Origin of the sequence: Herbidospora sakaeratensis, assembly GCF_001570525.1 — a bacterium.
GTDB classification, from domain to species: domain Bacteria; phylum Actinomycetota; class Actinomycetes; order Streptosporangiales; family Streptosporangiaceae; genus Herbidospora; species Herbidospora sakaeratensis.
Map to the genome: position 1 here is coordinate 14,835 of NZ_BBXC01000028.1, position 19,352 is coordinate 34,186.

At 76.5% G+C, this 19,352-nt stretch carries 1 protein-coding gene; it reads right to left on the reverse strand.

Going from position 1 to position 19,352, the window contains the following annotated elements:
* On the reverse strand, window positions 1-19,341 hold the full coding sequence (locus tag AW271_RS42690; protein ID WP_062342606.1) for a type I polyketide synthase: 19,341 nt from the start codon (window positions 19,339-19,341) through the stop codon (window positions 1-3).
* Window positions 19,342-19,352 lie beyond the last annotated feature (11 nt).

The following is a 19,352-nucleotide window of genomic DNA, read 5'->3' on the forward strand; positions in this document are numbered from 1 at the left end:
TTATTCGGCGAGCTCGTGATCGAGAAGATCGAAGATGTTCTCGACCGTCGCTGCTTTTAGATCGTTGTCGTCCGATTGGCCAGCGGCCGTTTCCGGGCCGCTTTCCAATGTCAGCAGAAGGGCTTTCACACGTGCCGCCAATACGGTTTTCGCGCTGTCTTCGAGAGAAATTCCCCGAACCATCTTCTCGAGTTTCCCGACCTCGTCCAGGACCGCCGAACCGGTGTCGGCCTGGGCGAATCCGATCTCCTTCAGCAGCAGCTCGGAGATCGCGGACGGCGTCGGATAATCGAATACGAGGGTGGCGGGCAGTTTCAGTCCCGTGGCGGCGTTCAACCGATTGCGCAGCTCCAGTGCGGTCAGCGAGTCGAAACCCAGATCCTTGAATGCCCGGCCGGTTCCCACGGCGTCCGCCGAAGAATGTCCGAGAACGGCGGCCGCGTGTGTGCGAACCAAGGTCAGTAATATCCGGTCGCGGTCCGATTCGACCACCGCGTTCAACTGCTGCCGCAGTGAACGGGCCGCGTCGGCCCCGCCGGCGGCCGACGCCGACCGCAGGGACGGCCCGGCCAGCACCCGCCAGAGGGGGGCCGCCGGCTCGCCGCGCGAGGCCCGCAGCGCGGCCACGTTCAGCCGTGCCGGGACCAGCAGGGCCTCGTCCCGGGCCATGGCCAGGTCGAGGAGGGCCAGGCCGTCGCCGACGCTCAGTTCGCCCATCAGGCCCCGGCCGGCCCGCCTGCGGTCGCCCGCGTCGAGGTGCCCGGTCATCGAGCTGGCCCCGGCCCACAGGCCCCAGGCGAGCGAGACGGCGGGCAGCCCCTCAGCGCGGCGGGCGGCGGCCAGGGAGTCGAGGAAGGCGTTCCCGGCGGCGTAGTTGCCCTGGCCGGGCGCGCCGAAGGTGGCGGCCCCCGCCGAGAAGAGCACGAAGGCCGACAGGTCGCGGTCCTTGGTCAGTTCGTGCAGGTTCCAGGCGGCGTCGGCCTTGGGCCGCACCACCGCGTCGATCCGGGCGGGGGTCAGCGAGCCGATCACGCCGTCGTCGAGCACGCCGGCGGTGTGCACGACGGTGGTCAGCTCTTCCGTCCGGGTGAGCAGCGTGGCCAGGGCGGACCGGTCGGCGGCGTCGGCGGCGGTGATCCGCACCTCCGCCCCCGCCCCCGCGCAGTCGGCGGCCAGGAGGGCGGCTCCGGGCGCGGCCGGGCCCGACCGGCTGAGCAGCAGCAGCCGCCCGGCCCGGCCGGTCGCGGCCAGGTGGCGGGCGACCAGGGCCCCCAGCATGCCGGTGCCGCCGGTGACGAGGGCCGTGCCGGAGACGGGGTCCGCCTCCGGCCGCGGCCCGCTCGCCACCCGGGTCAGCCGGCGTCCGTGGATCACCCGGTCGCGGACGGCCACTTCGGGTTCCCCGGCCGCGAGGGCCTCATGCAACATGGCGGCGGCGGCCGGGTCGTCGGCCGGGAGGTCGACGAGGACCAGGCGGCCGGGCTCCTCCGACTGCGCCGAGCGCACCAGGCCCCACGCCGAGGCGGCGGCCACGTCGGGCACCGGCTCGCCGTGCCGGGCCGCCAGCGCGCCCCGGGTGACGACCGCCAGCCGGGCGTCGGACAAGGCGGGCAGCCGCGACCAGTGCTGCACCAGGGCCAGGGTGTCGGCGGCGATGCGCCGCGACGCCTCGCCCGCTTCCGGGGCCGTCGACCCGACCGGGGCCACGACCACGTCGGGCGCGGGCTGCCCGGCCTCGATCGCCTCGGCCAGCGCGGCCAGGTCGTCGTGGGCCTCCGCCCCCACCGCGTCCGCGATTCCGAACAGGTCGGGGCCGATCAGCGCCCACCTGCCGGTTGACGGCGTCTCCGCGCCGACCGGCGCCCACTCGACGCCGAAGAGGGCGTCGCGCAGGCCGGTCCCGGCCGCCTGGAGCGCGTCGGCCGTGATGGGCCGCAGGATCAGCGACTCGACCGACACGACGGCCCGGCCGGTGGCGTCGGCGGCGTCCAGGGCGAGGCCGCCCGCGCCGTCGGCGGCCAGCCGGACGCGCAGCGTGGCCGCGCCCACGGCCTGGAGCGACACGCCGGTCCAGGCGAAGGGCACCCGGACCCCGCCGTCGCCGCCCGCGTCCGGGAGCAGCGCGGCGGCGTGCAGGGCGGCGTCCAGCAGGGCGGGGTGGACGCCGAACCTGGCGGCGTCGGCGGCCGCGCTCTCGGGCAGGGCGATCTCGGCGAAGACGTCGGTTCCGCGCCGCCAGGCCGCCCGGAGGCCGCGGAAGACGGGGCCGTAGCCGTAGCCGCCCGCCGCCTGGAGCTCGTACAGGTCCGTGACGTCGACGGGGTCGGCGTCGTGCGGCGGCCAGACCAGGAAGTCGGCCGGCGCGGCGTCGGCGGGCCGGTCGGGGGCGAGCCGACCGCCCGCGTGCCGGACCCACGGGCCGCCCTCCGCGCCGTCGGGGCGGGCGTGCACGTCCACGGCCCGGGTGCCGTCGTCGTCGGGGGCCGCGACGACCACCTGCACCTGGACCGCGCCCGTGGCGGGCACGACCAGCGGGGCCGCCAGGGTCAGTTCGGCGACGCGGGTGCAGCCGACCTCGTAGCCGGCCCGGACGGCGAACTCCACGAACGCGGTGCCCGGCAGCAGCACCGTGCCGCCGACGGCGTGGTCGGCGAGCCACGGCTGGGCGCGCAGGGACAACCGCCCGGTCAACACAAGGCCCTCCCCGCCGGCCAGTTCGACCGCCGCGCCGAGGAGCGGGTGGCCGACCGAGCCGAGCCCGGCCGAGCGCACGTCCCCGGCGCCGCCGACGGTCGTCCGGGACCAGTAGCGCCGCCGTTCGAAGGCGTAGGCGGGCAGGTCGACCCGCTTGCCGGCGGGCAGGACCTTCGGCCAGTCGAGGCCCACGCCGTGCACGTGGGCCTCGGCCAGCGACAGGAGCATGCGCCCGGGGCCGCCGTCGTCGCGGCGCAGGGTGCCGGTCACGACCGGGGCCGCGGCCCCTTCGAGGGTGGCGGTGACGGCCGCGACCAGCACGGGGTGCGGCGACGACTCGACGAACACGCGGTAGCCCGCCTGTCCGAGGGTCTCGACCGCGCGGGCGAACTCGACGGGGGCGCGGAGGCTGGCGTACCAGTAGCGGGCATCCAGCTCGGGGCCTTCGAGGAACTGACCGGTCATCGCCGAAACGACCGGGATGCGGCCCGGCTGCGGGGTCACGCCCTCCAGCAGGGTGAGAATCTCTTCGCGCAACCGCTCGACCTGGGGACCGTGCGAGGCGTAGTCGACGGGCAACATCCGCGCCCGGACACCGTCGCGCTCGCAGTCGGCCAGCAGAGCGGCCAGCGCTTCAGGGTCACCGGAGACCACGGTCGCCGAGGGGCCGTTGACCGCCGCGATCGACACCCGCCGCCCTGGAGAATCCGGCTCAGCATGGGATCTCCCGACCGCCGCCTGATCACCAGCCGCCCACGCCTCCATCCGGTCGCGCACTGCCGCGACCGGCTCGGCGATCGAGAGCATGCCGCCCTTGCCCGACAACGCGGTCAGCGCCTTGCTGCGCAGCGCCACGACCTTGGCGGCATCCTCCAGGGAGAGGATCCCGGCGACCACGGCCGCCGCGATCTCCCCCTGCGAGTGGCCGACCACCGCGTCGGGCTCCACGCCGGCCGCCTGCCACACCGCCGCCAGGGACACCATGACCGCCCACAACGCGGGCTGCACCACGTCCACCCGATCGAGGTCGAGGTCGTCGTCGAGCGACCATTCGACGTAGGGGGCCAGGGCCCGACTGCACTCGGCCATCCGGGCGGCGAACACCGGGCTGGTCGCGGCGAGTTCCCGGCCCATCCCGGCCCACTGCGAACCCTGGCCGGGGAACACGAACACCACGCGCCGGTCCCCGGACGGGACCGCGCCGGTCACGACTCCGGCGGCCGGTTCGCCCGCCGCCACGGCGGCCAGCCCGGCGGCCAGGTCGCCGGGGCCGGACCCGACGACCACGGCGCGGTGGTCGAGGGCCGTCCGGGTGGTCGCCAGCGACCACGCGACGTCGCCGGCGTCGCCCGGGTGCCCGGAGAGACGCGCGGCCTGGCGGCCCAGCGCCGCCGCGTCGTTGCCGGAGACCAGCCAGGCGGCCGGTCCGCCGGTGAGCACCGGCGGCGCGGTCTCGGCCGCGTCCACCGCCTCGGGGGCGGGCGGCTCTTCCAGCACGACGTGCGCGTTGGTGCCGCTGACGCCGAAGGACGACACCCCGGCCCGGCGCGGGCGCTCGCCCGCCGGCCAGGCCACCGGCTCGCTCAGCACCCGCACCTCGCCCGCCGACCAGTCGACGTGCGGCGACGGCTCCTGGGCGTGCAGGGTGGCGGGCAGCAACTCGTGCCGCATCGCCAGCACCATCTTGATCACCCCGGCGACCCCGGCGGCGGCCTGGGTGTGGCCGATGTTCGACTTCACCGAGCCGAGCCACAGCGGCCGGTCGTCCGCGCGGTCCTGCCCGTAGGTGGCGAGCAGCGCCTGTGCCTCGATCGGGTCGCCCAGCACGGTGCCGGTGCCGTGCGCCTCGACGGCGTCGACGTCGGCGGGCGTGAGCCCCGCGTCGGCCAGGGCGGCGCGGATCACCCGCTGCTGCGAGGGGCCGTTGGGGGCGGTCAGGCCGTTCGAGGTGCCGTCCTGGTTGACCGCGCTGCCGCGCACCAGGGCCAGCACGGGGTGGCCGTTGCGGCGGGCGTCCGAGAGGCGTTCCAGGACGAGCACGCCGGCGCCCTCGCCCCAGCCGGTGCCGTCGGCGCCCGCGCCGAACGACTTGCACCGGCCGTCGCCGGACAACCCCTGCTGCAGGGCGAACTCGGCGAACGCGCCGGGGGTGGCCATCACGGTGACGCCGCCGGCCAGGGCCAGCGACGACTCGCCGTCCCGAAGCGACCGGCAGGCCAGGTGCAGGGCGACCAGCGACGACGAGCAGGCCGTGTCGACGGTCACCGCCGGGCCTTCGAGTCCGAGGGTGTACGACACCCGGCCGGAGATCACGCTGGTCGCGCTGCCGGTGAGGAAGTAGCCCTCGGTGCCGGCCGCGTCGGCCGACGGTCGCAGGCTCATGCCGTAGCCGGAGGACCAGGCCCCGGCGAACACCCCGGCGGGCGTGCCGCGCAACGACGCCGGGTCGATGCCGGCCTGCTCCAAAGCCTCCCAGGAGGCTTCCAGGAGGAGCCGCTGCTGCGGGTCCATCGCGAGCGCCTCGCGGGGGCTGATGCCGAAGAACGCGGGGTCGAAGTCGCCGGCGTCGTAGACGAACCCGCCGACCGGGGTGAAGGTCCCCTCATGGCCGTCGTCGGGGGCGAAGGCGTCCCAGCCCCGGTCGGTGGGGAACGCCGTGATGGCGTCGGTCCCGGTGGCGAGCATCGTCCAGAAGCCGGGCAGGGTGTCCGAGCCGCCGGGCAGGCGGCAGCTCATGCCGACGATGGCGATCGGCTCGTCCGCGGCGGCGGTCGCCCGGACGTGGACCGGCGCGCCGGCAGCCTGCTCGCCGGTGAGGTCGGCCCGCAGGTGGGCGGCGAGCGCGGCCGGGGTCGGGTAGTCGAAGACCAGCGTGGCCGGGAGCCGCCGGCCGGTGGCCGAGGTCAGCCGGTCGCGCAGCTCGACGGCGGTGAGGGAGTCGAAGCCGACGTCCTTGAACGCCCGGGCGGCCTCCACCGCGTCGGGTGAGGAGTGCCCCAGGACGAGCGCCGCCTCGGTCCGGACCAGGTCGGTCAGGATCCGGTCCTGGTCGGCGCGGGCCAGGCCGCGCAGCCGCCGTTCCAGCTCGGTCGCCGGGCCGGTCGCCGGGCCGCCGGCGTCCGCGTCGGGTTCGGCCAGCGCGGCGCGGACCTGCGGGAGGTCGCCGATCAGCGCGCTGGGCCGGTGCAGGGTGAAGACGGGGGCGAAGCGGGCCCAGTCGAGGTCGGCGACGGTGACGAGGTCCTCCCCCCGGTCGAGGACGGCGGCCAGCGCGCCGATCGCCGCGCCGGGGTCCATCTCACGCAGGCCGAGCCGCTGGAGCTGGGCGCCGCCTTCGCCCTCGCCCATCCCGCCGCCGCCCCACAGGCCCCACGACACCGAGGTCGCGGGCAGCCCCCGGGCGAGCCGGTTGGCGGCCAGCGCGTCGAGGAAGGCGTTGGCGGCGGCGTAGGCCGCCTGCAATCTGCTGCCCCAGATGGCCGCGCCGGAGGAGAACAGGACGAACGCGTCGAGGTCGCGCCCGGCCGTGACCGCGTCGAGGTGCGCCGCCCCGGCGGTCTTCGCGGCGGCGGCGGTGGCCAGGTCGGCGACGGTGGTGTCGACGACGAGGGAGCCCTGGGCGACGCCGGAGGCGTGGAAGACCGACCGCAGCGCGGGCCCGCTCCCGTCGATCCAGTCGAGCAGCCCGGCCACCTGGGCGCGGTCGGCCGTGTCGCAGGCGACCACCGAGACGGCGGCCCCGGCGGCGGCCAGCCCGGCGGCCCGCTCGGCGACGCCCGCCGCACGCGGGCCCGACCGCGACACCAGCACCACCCGGGGCACGCCGCGCCCGGCCAGCCAGGCGGCCACGTGGCCGCCGACCGATCCGGTGCCGCCGGTGACCAGGGCGCTGCCCGCCGACGTCCACACGCCGGCGCCGTCGGGACGGGGGGCCGGCAGCAGCCGCCGGCCGAGGACCGCGCCGCTGCGCACGGCGACCTGGTCCTCGCCCGGGGCGAGGGACCCGGCCAGGACGGCGGTCAGCCGCGCGGCGGCGGGCCCGTCGAGAACCGGGGGCAGGTCGACCAGGCCGCCCCAGCGGTCGGGGTGTTCGAGGGCGGCGATGAGGCCCAGCCCCCAGACCTGCGCCTGGACGGGCCGGGCCGGCGGGTCGTCGGGGCCGGTGGAGACGGCTCCGCACGTCGCCGCCCAGACCGGCGCGCCGACGCCGAGGGCGGCCAGCGTCCGGATCAGGTGGAGGGTGCCGGCCAGGCCGGCGCTGACGACGGGGGTGCCGCTCAGCGGCTCCTCGTCGAGGGCCAGCAGGGAGAGCACGCCCGCCACCGGCTCGGGCGCGTCGGCGAGCGCCGCCTCGACCGCGTCGAGCCCGTTCTCGGCCAGCACCACCAGGGCGCCCGCGCCGGTCAGGGCCTCGACGCAGGCGCGGGTGAGGGCGGCGTCGTCGGGGGCGACGACGAGCCAGGTGCCGGTCAGCGGCGCGGGGGCCGGGGCGGGCAGCGGCGTCCAGGAGACGCGGTAGCGCCAGCCGGCCGTCAGCGACTCCGCCCGGTCGCGCTGCCGCCAGGAGGCCAGCGCCGGGAGCACCTCGCTGAAGGGGCGTTCGCCGTCGACGTCGAGGGCGCCGGTCAGCCCGGCCAGGTCGCCGTGTTCGACGGCGGCCCAGAAACGCGCCTCGGCCTCGGTGGCGGCCCCCGTGCCGGTCGTCTCGGGGAGCGGCCTGGGCCAGTAGTACTCGTGCTGGAAGGCGTAGGTGGGCAGGTCGACCGGGCGGCCCGGGGGCAGGATCGCCGGCCAGTCGACGTCCACGCCGTGCACGTGGGCGCGGGCGAGCGCGGTCAGCACGGACGCGGCCGCGTCGGCGTCGGCGCGGGCCGTCGGGATGAACGTGCCGTCGGCGCAGGCGGGGCCCATCGCCGACAACGTGCCGTCGGGGCCGATCTCGACGAAGACGGTGACGCCCTGCGCGGCCATCGCGGTCACCGCGTCGGCGAACCTGACCGGCTGACGCGCCTGGTCGACCCAGTAGCGCGGCTCCGGCCGGGTCACCGGCTCGCCGGTGAGCGCGCCGACCCACGCCACGGCGGGCGGCGTGTGCTCCATGCCGACGGCCACCACCCCGAGCCCGGGCAGGACGGGGTCCATCAGGTCGGAGTGGAAGGCGTGGCTGACACGCAGGCGGCGCACCCGGCGGCCCCGCGACCGCCACCGCGCGACGACCGCCTCGACGGCGGCCTCGCCGCCCGAGACGACCACCGACGACGGGCCGTTCACGGCCGCCAGGGAGACGTGCTCCAGGTCGGCCGCGATCTCGTCCTCGGCCGCCTCGACGGCGGCCATGGCGCCGCCCGCCGGGAGGTCCTGCATCAGCCGGGCCCGGCTGGCGACCAGGCGGCAGGCGTCGGCCAGGGTGAGCACCCCGGCCGCGTGCGCGGCGGCGATCTCGCCCACGGAGTGACCGGCCACCACGTCGGGCGTGATCCCGGCCGCCTTCAGCAGAGCGACGAGGCCGACCTCCACGGCGAAAAGCCCGGTCTGCGCATACAGCGTCCGATCGGCGGAGGACTCACCCGAGACGGCGCCCTGAGCGGCCGCGTCGTGATCGGCCGCGCCGCCCCGGCCGAGGACCACGTCCCGGATCGGCAACCCGAGTTCGGCCTCGATCAGGGCGCAGGCGTGGTCGAACGCCTCCGCGAAGGCGGGCGAGGCGGCGTACAGGTCGCGGCCCATCCCGGCGCGCTGCGCGCCCTGGCCCGCGAAGAGGAAGCCCACCCGGCCGGGCCCGTTGGCGGGGACCGAACCCTGGATCACACCGGGCGCGGCCACGCCGTCGGCGAGCGCGGCGAGCCCGGCGGCCAGGTCGCCGGTGACGATCGCCCGGTGCTCCAGGGTCGCCCGGGTCCGGGCCAGCGACCAGCCGACGTCGTCGGGATCGAGGTCCGGGCGGGTTTCGAGATGGGCGGCGAGCCGCCCGGCCTGGGCGGCCAGCCCGGCCGCCGACGCGCCCGAGAGCGGCCACGCGGACGGCGGCGGGTCCAGCACCGCACGCGGCGCGGGGGCCTCGGCGGCCTCCTCTGCCGCGGGGGCCTCCTCGATGATCACGTGGGCGTTGGTGCCGCTGACGCCGAACGCCGACACGCCCGCCCGCCGGGGCCGCCCGTTCACCGGCCACGCGACCGGCTCGGTCAGCAGGCGCACGTCACCGGCCGACCAGTCGACGTGGGGAGACGGCTCGTCGGCGAAGAGGGTCACCGGCAGGGTGCCGTGCCGCAGCGCCAGCACCATCTTGATCACCCCGGCGACCCCGGCGGCGGCCTGGGTGTGGCCGATGTTCGACTTCACCGACCCGAGCCACAGGGGCCGCTCGCGGTCTTTCCCGTACGTCGCCAGGATCGCCTGCGCCTCGATCGGGTCGCCGAGCACCGTGCCGGTGCCGTGCGCCTCGACGGCGTCCACGTCGGCGGCGGTCAGCCCGGCGCCCGCCAGCGCGGCGCGGATCACGCGCTGCTGGGAGGGCCCGTTCGGGGCGGTGAGGCCGTTCGACGCGCCGTCCTGGTTGACCGCGCTGCCGCGCACCACGGCCAGGACGCGGCGGCCGTTGCGGCGGGCGTCGGAGAGCCGTTCGAGCACCAGCACGCCCGCGCCCTCGCCCCAGCCGGTGCCGTCGGCGGACGCGCCGAACGACTTGCAGCGGCCGTCGCCGGCCAGTCCCTGCTGTCGGGCGAACTCGGCGAACGCCCCCGGCGTCGCCATCACGGTGACGCCGGCGGCCAGCGCCAGCGAGCACTCGCCCGCGCGCAGCGCCTGCGCGGCCAGGTGCAGTGCGACCAGCGACGACGAGCACGCGGTGTCGACGGTGACCGCCGGGCCTTCGAGCCCGAGGGTGTACGACACCCGGCCGGAGATGACGCTGGTCGCGTTGCCGGTGAGCATGTAGCCCTCGGTGCCGGTCTGGTCGAGTCCGGTGCCGTAAGCCGACCACGACGCGCCCGCGAACACGCCGGTCTGGCTGCCCCGCAACGAGGCGGGGTCGATGCCGGTCCGTTCGAGCGCCTCCCAGGTGGTCTCCAGGAGCAGGCGCTGCTGCGGGTCCATCGCCATCGCCTCACGGGGGCTGATGCCGAAGAAGGCGGCGTCGAAGCCGGTGGCGTCGTACACGAACCCGCCCGCGCCGAAGTCGCCGTGCACGCCCCAGCCCCGGTCGGTCGGGAAGGCCGAGACGGCGTCGGCGCCGGTCGACAGCAGGTCCCAGAAGCCCTCGGGGGTGACGGCCCCGCCGGGGAATCGGCAGCCGATGCCGACGACGGCGATCGGCTCGCCCGGGTCGGCGACCACGACGGGCGCCGCCGGAGCGGCCGATCCGGCGGCCCCGAGCAGCCCGTCGCGCAGGAACGCGACGACCGCCGCCGGGGTCGGGTGGTCGAAGACGAGCGTGGCCGGCAGCTTCAGCCCGGTCGCCGCGTTGAGCCGGGTGCGCAGGTCGACGGCGGTGAGCGAGTCGAAGCCGAGGTCCCGGAACGCCCGCGCGGCGGGCACCGCGTCGGCGGTGGCGTGCCCCAGGACGGCGGCGGCCTCGGCCCTGACCAGGTCGGTGAGCACGCGGTCCTGTTCGGGCCGGTTCAGCCCGAGCAGCCGCCGGCCCAGCGCGGTGCCGGCCTCCGTCGCCGGGCCGCCGGTGGAGGTGAGGTCGTCGAGGGCCCGCCGGGCGTCCGGCAGGCCGGCCAGCAGCGGGCTGGGCCGCTGGACGGTGAAGACGGGCGCGAACCGGGCCCAGTCGATGTCCGAGACGGCCATGACGGCCTCGCCGGCGTCCAGGATCCCGGCCATCGCCGCGATGGCGGGCTCGGGGTCCATCTCCCGCACGCCGAGACGTTGCAGGGCCTCGCCGGCCGGTCCTTCGCCCATGCCGCCGCCGCCCCACAGGCCCCAGGCGATCGAGGTGGCGGCCAGGCCGCGCCCGCGCCGCTCCTCGGCCAGGGCGTCGAGGGCCGCGTTGGCCGCCGCGTAGCCGGACAGCTGACCGCTCCCCCAGGCCGCCGCGCCGGACGAGAAGAGCACGAACGCGTCCAGGCCGGCGGCAGCCTCGTCGAGGAACCGGGCGCCGCCGGCCTTGGCCTGCGACACCTCCGCCAGGTCGGCCGTGGTCAGGTCGCTCACCAGGCCGCCGAGTCCGGCCCCGGCGGCGTGGAAGACCGAGGTCAGCCGGGGGCCGGTCGCGTCGATCCACGCCACCAGGCCGCTCACCTGCGCCCGCTCGCCGACGTCGGCGGCGACCACGGCGACGTCGGTCCCGGCGAGGGCCAGCTCGGCGGCCAGCGCGGACGCTCCGGCCGCGCGGGGTCCGGACCGGCTCGACAACACCACCCGGGCGGCGTCGCGTCCGGTCAGCCAGCGGGCGACGTGCCCGCCGACGCCGCCGGTGCCGCCGGTCACCAGCACGCTGCCGCCGGGCGACCACCGGTCACCCTGGCGGGGCCGGGGCGCGCGGGTGAGGCGGCGGCCGAGCACTCCCCCGGCGCGGATCGCGACCTGATCCTCGCCGCATCCGGCCAGGACGGCGGCGAGCCGCCCGGCGGTCCGGGCGTCCCACGTCGTGGGCAGGTCGATGAGGCCGCCCCAGCGGTCGGGGTGCTCCAGCGCGGCCACCCGGCCGATCGCCCACGTCTGCGCCTGACCGGGTCCTGAGGGGACCTCCCCCGCCCCGGCGGCCATCGCGCCCGACGTCAGCACCCAGAGGGGCGCGCCGACGCCGGTGTCGCCCAGGGCCTGGATCAGCGCCGTCGTCGCGGCCAGACCGGCGGGAACGACGGAAGCGGCGGGCAGCGGCGACTCGTCCAGGGCCAGCAGCGAGACGACGCCGGCCGCGGGGGGCACGTCGAGGAGCCGCGCGGCCAGGGAGTCGCCGGGGGCGATCTCCACTGGGACCACGTCGGCGCCGTGGTCGATCATGGCCTGGTGGACCTCCCGCCCGGAACCGGCAGGGGCGATGAGCAGCCAGGTGCCGGACAGGGTCGCGGCGGCCGGCACCGTGACGGGAGCCCAGGTGATCTGGTAGCGCCAGTCGGCGACCCGCGACTCGTCGTGCTCGCGCCGCCGCCAGGCGGCCAGCGCGGGCAGCACCTCGCGGAGCCGCGCCTCGTCCACGGCCAGGGTGTGCGCCAGGCCGGTCAGGTCGCCGCCCTCGACGGCGGCCCAGAACACGCGGTCGGCGACCGGTCCCTCCGGGGCGGCGGCCGCCGCCTTCGCGGGCCAGTAGCGCTGCCGCTGGAAGGCGTAGGTCGGCAGGTCGACGCGCTCGCCGGGGGTGAGCACGGCGGTCCAGTCGACGAACACGCCGTGGTTGTGCAGGTGGGCGAGCGAGGCCAGGGCCCGCACCGGCCCGCCGTCGTCGCGCCGCAGGGTGCCGGTCACCACCGCGTCCCCGAGCAGGTCCGCGACGGGGCCGGTCAGCACCGGATGCGGCGACGCCTCGACGAACACGCCGTATCCGGCGCGGCCGAGCGCCTCGGTGGCGCGGGCGAACTCGACGGGGGCGCGCAGGCTCGCGTACCAGTAGGCGGCGTCCAGCTCCGGGCCGCGGAGGAACTCGCCGGTCATCGCCGACACCATGGCGATGACGCCGGGGCGCGGCGTGACGCCGTCGAGCAGGGTCAGCAGCTCGGCGCGGATCTCCTCGACCTGGGGGCCGTGGGAGGCGTAGTCGACGGGCAGCATCCGCGCCCGGACACCGTCACGCTCACACTCGGCGAGCAGCTCGGCGAGCGCCGAGGGGTCACCGGAGACCACGGTCGCCGAGGGGCCGTTGACCGCCGCGATCGACACCCGGTCGCCCGCCAGCGCCCTGACCCGGTCGGCCGGCGCGGCGATCGAGAGCATGCCGCCGCGTCCCGACAGCGCGGTCAGCGCCTTGCTGCGCAGCGCCACGATCTTGGCGGCGTCCTCCAGGGAGAGCATGCCGGCGACCACGGCCGCCGCGATCTCCCCCTGCGAGTGGCCGACGACGGCGTCGGGGATCACGCCGGCCGACTGCCAGAACTCGGCCAGCGACACCATCACGGCCCACAACGCGGGCTGGACGACGTCCACGCGGCCGAGGTCGAGGTCGTCGTCGAGCGACCAGTCGACGTGGGGAGCCAGCGCGCGGCCGCACTCGGCCATCCGGGCCGCGAAGACCGGCGAGGCGGCCGCGAGTTCGCGGCCCATGCCGATCCACTGCGAGCCCTGGCCCGGGAAGACGAACACGACCGGCCCGGCGGCCCCGGCGACGCCGGTCACGACCCCGGCGGCGGGCTCACCGGCGGCGAGGGCGCGCAGCCCGGCCGTCAGGTCGTCGCGGCCGGTGCCGGTGACGACGGCGCGGTGCTCGAACAGGGACCGCGTGGTCGCCAGCGACCAGGCGACGCCGGCCGGGTCGAGACCGGGGTGGGCGTCGAGGTGGGCGGCCAGCCGCCCGGCCTGCTCGGCGAGGCCGCCGGGGGTCTGGGCGGAGACCTGCCAGGCCGTCGCGCCCGACAACGCGGGGCCCGGCTCGACGGGCGTGACCTCGGCGGGCGGGGGCGGCTCTTCGAGGATGACGTGGGCGTTGGTGCCGCTGATCCCGAACGCGGAGACTCCGGCGCGGCGCACCCGGCCGTTGGCCTTCCAGGCCACCGGCTCGGTGAGCAGCCGGACGTCGCCCGCCGACCAGTCGACGTGCGGGGAGGGCACGTCGGCGTGGAGCGTGGCCGGGAGCAGGTCGTGCTGGAGGGCGAGCACCATCTTGATGACCCCGGCCACCCCGGCGGCCTGCTGGGCGTGGCCGATGTTCGACTTGACCGTGCCGAGCCACAGGGGCCGGTCGCGGTCCTGGCCGTAGGTGGCGAGGATCGCCTGGGCCTCGATCGGGTCGCCGAGGACCGTGCCGGTGCCGTGGGCCTCGACCGCGTCGACGTCGGCGGCGCCGAGGCCGGCCGCCGCCAGCGCGGCGTGGATCACCCGCTGCTGGGAGGGGCCGTTGGGGGCGCTCAGCCCGTTCGACGCGCCGTCCTGGTTGACCGCGCTCCCGGCCACGACGGCCAATACGGGGTGGCCGTTGCGGCGGGCGTCCGAGAGGCGTTCGAGCACGACCATGCCCGCGCCCTCGGCCAGCCCCATGCCGTCGGCGTCGGCCGAGAACGCCTTGCTGCGGCCGTTCCTGGCGAGGGCGCCCTGCACGGAGAAGCCGATGAACTCGGCCGGGTCGGCGATCACCATCACGCCACCGGCCAGCGCCAGGTCGCACTCGCCCGCGCGGAGCGCCTGGGCGGCGAGGTGCAGCGAGACCAGCGCTGAGGAGCAGGCGGTGTCGACGGTGACGGCCGGGCCTTCGAGCCCGAGCGTGTAGGAGATCCGGCCGGAGATGACGCTGGTGATGTTGCCGGTCAGCAGGTGCGCCTCCGCGCCGTCGAGACCGGCGCCGTAGCCGGTCTGGGCGGCGTAGCCGGACGCCGCCGCGCCCGCGAACACGCCGGTCAGCGACCCGCGCAAGGACACCGGGTCGAGGCCCGCCCGCTCCAGCGCCTCCCACGAGGTCTCCAGCAGGAGCCGCTGCTGCGGGTCCATGGCGAGGGCCTCGCGCGGGCTGATCCGGAAGAACGCCGGGTCGAAGTCGGCGGCCCCGGCGACGAAACCGCCTTCGTTCGTGTACGACGCCAGCGCCCCCTCGGGGATCTCCCAGCCCCGGTCGGCCGGGAAGCCGGAGATCGCGTCACCGCCGGTCGCGAGCAGCCGCCACAACGCGTCGGGGCCGTCGACGCCGCCGGGCAGCCGGCAGCCCATGCCGACGATCACGATCGGGTCGGCGGCCGAGACCGGCGTGACCCGCGAGGCCGCCGCCGTGAGCTGCTGGGCGCCCATGAGCTGGCCGACGATCTGCCGGGCCAGCAGCGCCGGGGACGGGTAGTCGAAGACCACGGTCGACGGCAGCCGCAGCCCGGTGGCCTGGTTGAGGCGGCCGCGCAGTTCCACGGCGGTCAGGGAGTCGAAGCCGATGTCGCGGAAGGCCCGTCCGGCCTCCAGGTCGCCGCCCGAGGCGAGGCCGATGACGGCGGCGGCGTGCCCGGCGACCAGGTCGGTGACGATACGTTCCCGCTGGGCGGCCGACGCCCCGGCCAGGCGTTCGAGCAGCGCGGCGGCCTCCGCCGAGGTGACGACGGCCGCGCCGGGGGTTTCGGCGTCGGCCTGTCGGGCCTCGGGGATCTCGTCGAGCAGCGGCCACGACCGGACCGCGCCGAACACGGCCGAGAAACGCGGCCAGTCGACGTCGGCCACCGACAGGACGGTCTCGTCGTCGGCGAGCACCTGCCCCAGCACCGACAGGGCGCGGGCCGGGTCGAGCAGCTTGAGTCCCTGGCGGCGGATACGTTCCGGCACGAGGCTCAGCGGCCGGTCGGCACCGCCCGCCCCGGCGTCGTCGAACCGGCCGCCGGAGCTCCACACCCCCCACGCGACCGAGGTCGCGGGCAGGCCGCGGGCGCGGCGGTTCTCGGCCAGCGCGTCGAGGTGGGCGTTGGCGGCGGCGTAGGTGCCGTGCTCGCCGACGCCCCAGGTCGCGGTGATGGACGAGAACAGCACGAACTCATCCAGCTCAAGCCCGGCGGTCAGCGCGTCGAGGTTGGCGGCCCCGCCGACCTTGGCGCTCAGCGCGAGGGCGAGGTCGTCGACGCCGGTCTGGTCGAGGGTGGTCAGCTCGACCGCGACGGCGGCGTGGATGACCGTGGACAGCGGCGGGGCGACGGTCGGGATCCAGTCGAGCAGCGCGGCCAGCGCGTCACGGTCGACGACGTCGCAGGCGGTCATCGCCACCGACGTGCCGGCCTCGGCGAGGAACGCGGCCAGCACCGCCGCGCCCGGCGTGCCCGGCCCTCGGCGGCTGGTCAGCACGGCGTGCGCGGCCCCGGCGTCGGCCAGCCAGGCGGCCAGGTCGGGACCGATCGCCCCGCTCGCACCGGTCAGCAGGACGGTGCCGCGCGGCGTCCAGACGTCGCCGTGACGGCGCGGCGCGGCGCGGACGAGGCGGCGGGCCAGCACCCCGCCGGTCCGGATCGCGACCTGGTCCTCCCGCCCGTCGGCGAGCACCCCGGCGAGCCGGGCCGCCGAACGGTCGTCCAGGACCGGCGGCAGGTCGATCAGGCCGCCCCACCTGCTCGGGTGCTCGACTCCGGCGGTGCGGCCGAGGCCCCAGACCTGCGCCTGGGTGGGGCTGGCGAGCACCCCGCCGTCCCCGGTCGTGACGGCGCCCTGGGTCAGCACCCACAACGGCGCGGCCAGCCCGGCGTCGCCGAGCGCCTGCACCAGCGCCAGCGTGCCCGCCACGCCAGAGGGCACCTCCGGCCGCTCGGGCAGCGGCGACACGTCGAGCCCGAGCAGCGACAGGACGCCCGTCACGGGGGCATTTCCGGCGGCGATCACGGCGGCCAGTTCCGCCCGGGTCACCCCGCTTCGCACTTCGACGAGCCGGGTTTCCCCGCCCCGCTCGGTGAGGGCCCGCACGCACGCGGCGGCGAGGCCGTCGCCGCTGGGGGCCAGGACGAGCCAGGTGCCCGGCAGCGACACCGAGGCGGGTTCGCCGACCGGGACCCAGGAGACGCGGTAACGCCAGTCGGCGGTCAGCGACTCGTCGCGCTCGCGCCGCCGCCAGTCGGCGAGGGCCGGGACGAGTTCGTGCAGGGTGCTCCCGTCGACCGAGAGCGCCCGCGACAGGTTCGCGACGTCCCCGGCCTCGACGGCCGACCAGAACCGGGCCTCGGCCGCCGACTCGCCGCCGGTGACCGCTGCGGGGATCGGGATGGGTTTGGGCCAGTAACGCTTGCGCTGGAAGGCGTAGGTCGGCAGTTCCACGACGGCGGCCTCGGGGACGACGGTGGTCCAGTCGACCTGGACACCGCGCACGTGCGCCTCGGCCAGGGAGGCGAGCAGGCGGATCGGGCCGCCGTCGTCGCGGCGCAGGGTGCCCGTGACGACGTGGGCCGGGGCGAAGGCGTCGTCCTCGGCGAGGCGGTCGAGGGCGTCGCCGATCGCGCTCACCAGAACGGGGTGGGCCGAGCTCTCCACGAAGACGCCGTAGCCCGACCTGCCCAGCACCTCGACGGCCCGGGAGAACTCGACGGGGGCGCGGAGACTGGCGTACCAGTAACGGGCGTCCATCTCGGGGCCTTCGAGGAACTCGCCCGTCATCGCCGAGACGACCGGGATGCGGCCTGCCTGCGGGGTCACGCCCTCAAGCAGATGGAGGATCTCCTCGCGCAACGCCTCGACCTGGGGACCGTGGGAGGCGTAGTCGACGGGCAACATGCGCGCCCGGACACCGTCACGCTCGCAGTCGGCCAGCAGGGCGGCCAGCGCCTCGGGATCACCGGAGACCACGGTCGCCGAAGGGCCGTTGACCGCCGCGATCGACACCCGATCGAACTCGGCGCCCGAAACCCGCCGCCCCAGGGAATCCGGCTCAGCGCGGGAACCGGCCTGATCACCGGCCGCCCACGCCTCGATTCGGCTTCGCACAGCGGCGACCGGCTCGGCGATCGAGAGCATGCCGCCCTTGCCCGACAACGCCGTCAACGCCTTGCTGCGTAGCGCCACGACCTTGGCCGCATCCTCCAGCGACAGGATTCCGGCCACGACGGCAGCCGCGATCTCCCCTTGCGAGTGGCCGACCACCGCGTCGGGCTCCACGCCGGCCGCCTGCCACACCGCCGCCAAGGAGACCATGACCGCCCACAGGGCGGGCTGAACCACGTCCACCCGGTCGAGGTCGAGGTCGCCGTCGAGCGACCAGTCCACGTAAGGAGCGAGGGCTCGGCCGCACTCGGCCATCCGCGCGGCGAACACCGGGCTGCTCGCGGCGAGCTCCCGGCCCATGCCGGCCCACTGCGAACCCTGGCCGGGGAACACGAAGGCCACCCGGCCGGCGCCGGCGGCCGGGACCACTCCCGTGACGACGCCCGCGCCCGGCTGACCGGCGGCGACCGCCGCCAGGCCCGGTAAGAGCTCGTCGGGGTCCTGGCCCACGACCACGGCGCGGTGTTCGAAGAGCGACCGGGTGCTGATGAGCGACCACGCCACGTCCGCCGCGTCCAGTTCGGGTCTGGCCAGGACGAACTCGCGCAGCCGCGCGGCCTGGGCGGCGAGGCCCGCGGTGCTGCGGGCCGAGACCGGCCACACGGGGGCCGCGCCGGTCAGCACGGGGAGCGCGGCGGGGGTGCGGTCCTCCGCCGGGGTGCCGGGCTCGTCGTCGGGGTCGGGCTCCTCGATGGCCGCCGGGGCCTCTTCGACGATCACGTGCACGTTGGTGCCGCTGACGCCGAAGGCCGACACGCCGCCGCGCCGGGTCCGGCCGTCGGCGGGCCAGGCGACCGGCTCGGTCAGCAGCTTCACGTCGCCCGAGGCCCAGTCGACGTGCGGGCTGGGCTCCTCGGCGTGCAGCGTGCGGGGCAACTCCTGGTGGCGGAGCGCCAGCACCATCTTGATGACGCCGGCCACGCCCGCCGCCGTCTGCGTGTGGCCGATGTTCGACTTGACCGACCCCAGCCACAACGGCCGGCCGTCCGCGCGGTCCTGCCCGTACGTCGCCAGGATCGCCTGCGCCTCGATCGGGTCGCCGAGCACCGTGCCGGTGCCGTGCGCCTCGACCGCGTCGACCTCGTCGGCCCGCAGGCCGGCGTTGGCCAGCGCGGTGCGGATGACCTTCTGCTGCGACGGGCCGTTGGGCGCGGTAAGGCCGTTCGACGCGCCGTCCTGGTTCATCGCGCTGCCGGCCACGACGGCCAGCACGGGGTGGCCGTTGCGGCGGGCGTCCGAGAGCCGCTCCAGGAGCAGCACGCCCGCGCCCTCGCCCCAGCCGATGCCGTCGGCGTCCGCGGAGAACGCCTTGCACCGGCCGTCGAAGGCGAGCCCCTGCTGCTTGGAGAACTCGGCGAACGCCGACGGCGTCGACATGACCGCCACGCCGCCCGCCAGCGCCATCGAGCACTCCCGCGACCTCAGCGCCTGGCATGCCAGGTGCAGCGCCACCAGCGACGACGAACAGGCCGTGTCGACCGTGACGGCGGGGCCCTCCAAGCCGAGGGTGTACGACACCCGGCCGGAGATCACCGACGTCAGGCTGCCGATCATCAGGTAGCCCTCGGAGCCGCCCTCCTCGGCCAGGCCGTGCCCGTAGGCGCCGAACCCGGCCCCGGCGAAGACGCCGGTCGCGCTGCCCTTCAGCGACAGCGGGTCGATCCCGGCCCGCTCGACCGCCTCCCACGCCGTCTCCAGCAGCAACCGCTGCTGCGGGTCCATCGTGACCGCCTCACGCGGGCTGATCCCGAAGAACCCGGGGTCGAAGTCGGCGGCGTCGTAGAGGAAGCCGCCCACGCGCGTGGTCGACTCCGCGTCGCCCGCGCCGGCGTACAGGCCCTCGGGGTCCCAGTTCCGGTCGGACGGGAACCCGGAGATCGCGTCGGCGCCGTCGGCCAGCAGGTTCCACAGATCCTCGGGCTCGCGCACGCCGCCCGGGAAACGGCAGCCGATGCCGACGATCGCGATCGGTTCCCGGTCGCGGTCGCGGAGCCGCTTGCGGGTCCGGCGCAACGTGGTGGTTACCTGCTTGAGGTACTCGCGAAGTTTGCCCTCGTTGTCAACCGCAGCCATGGTGGCCTACC

Coding starts and splice junctions, on each gene's coding strand:
- AW271_RS42690 (WP_062342606.1), bottom strand. CDS start 19,341: ATGGCTGCGGTTGACAACGAGGGCAAACTTCGCGAGTACCTCAAGCAG.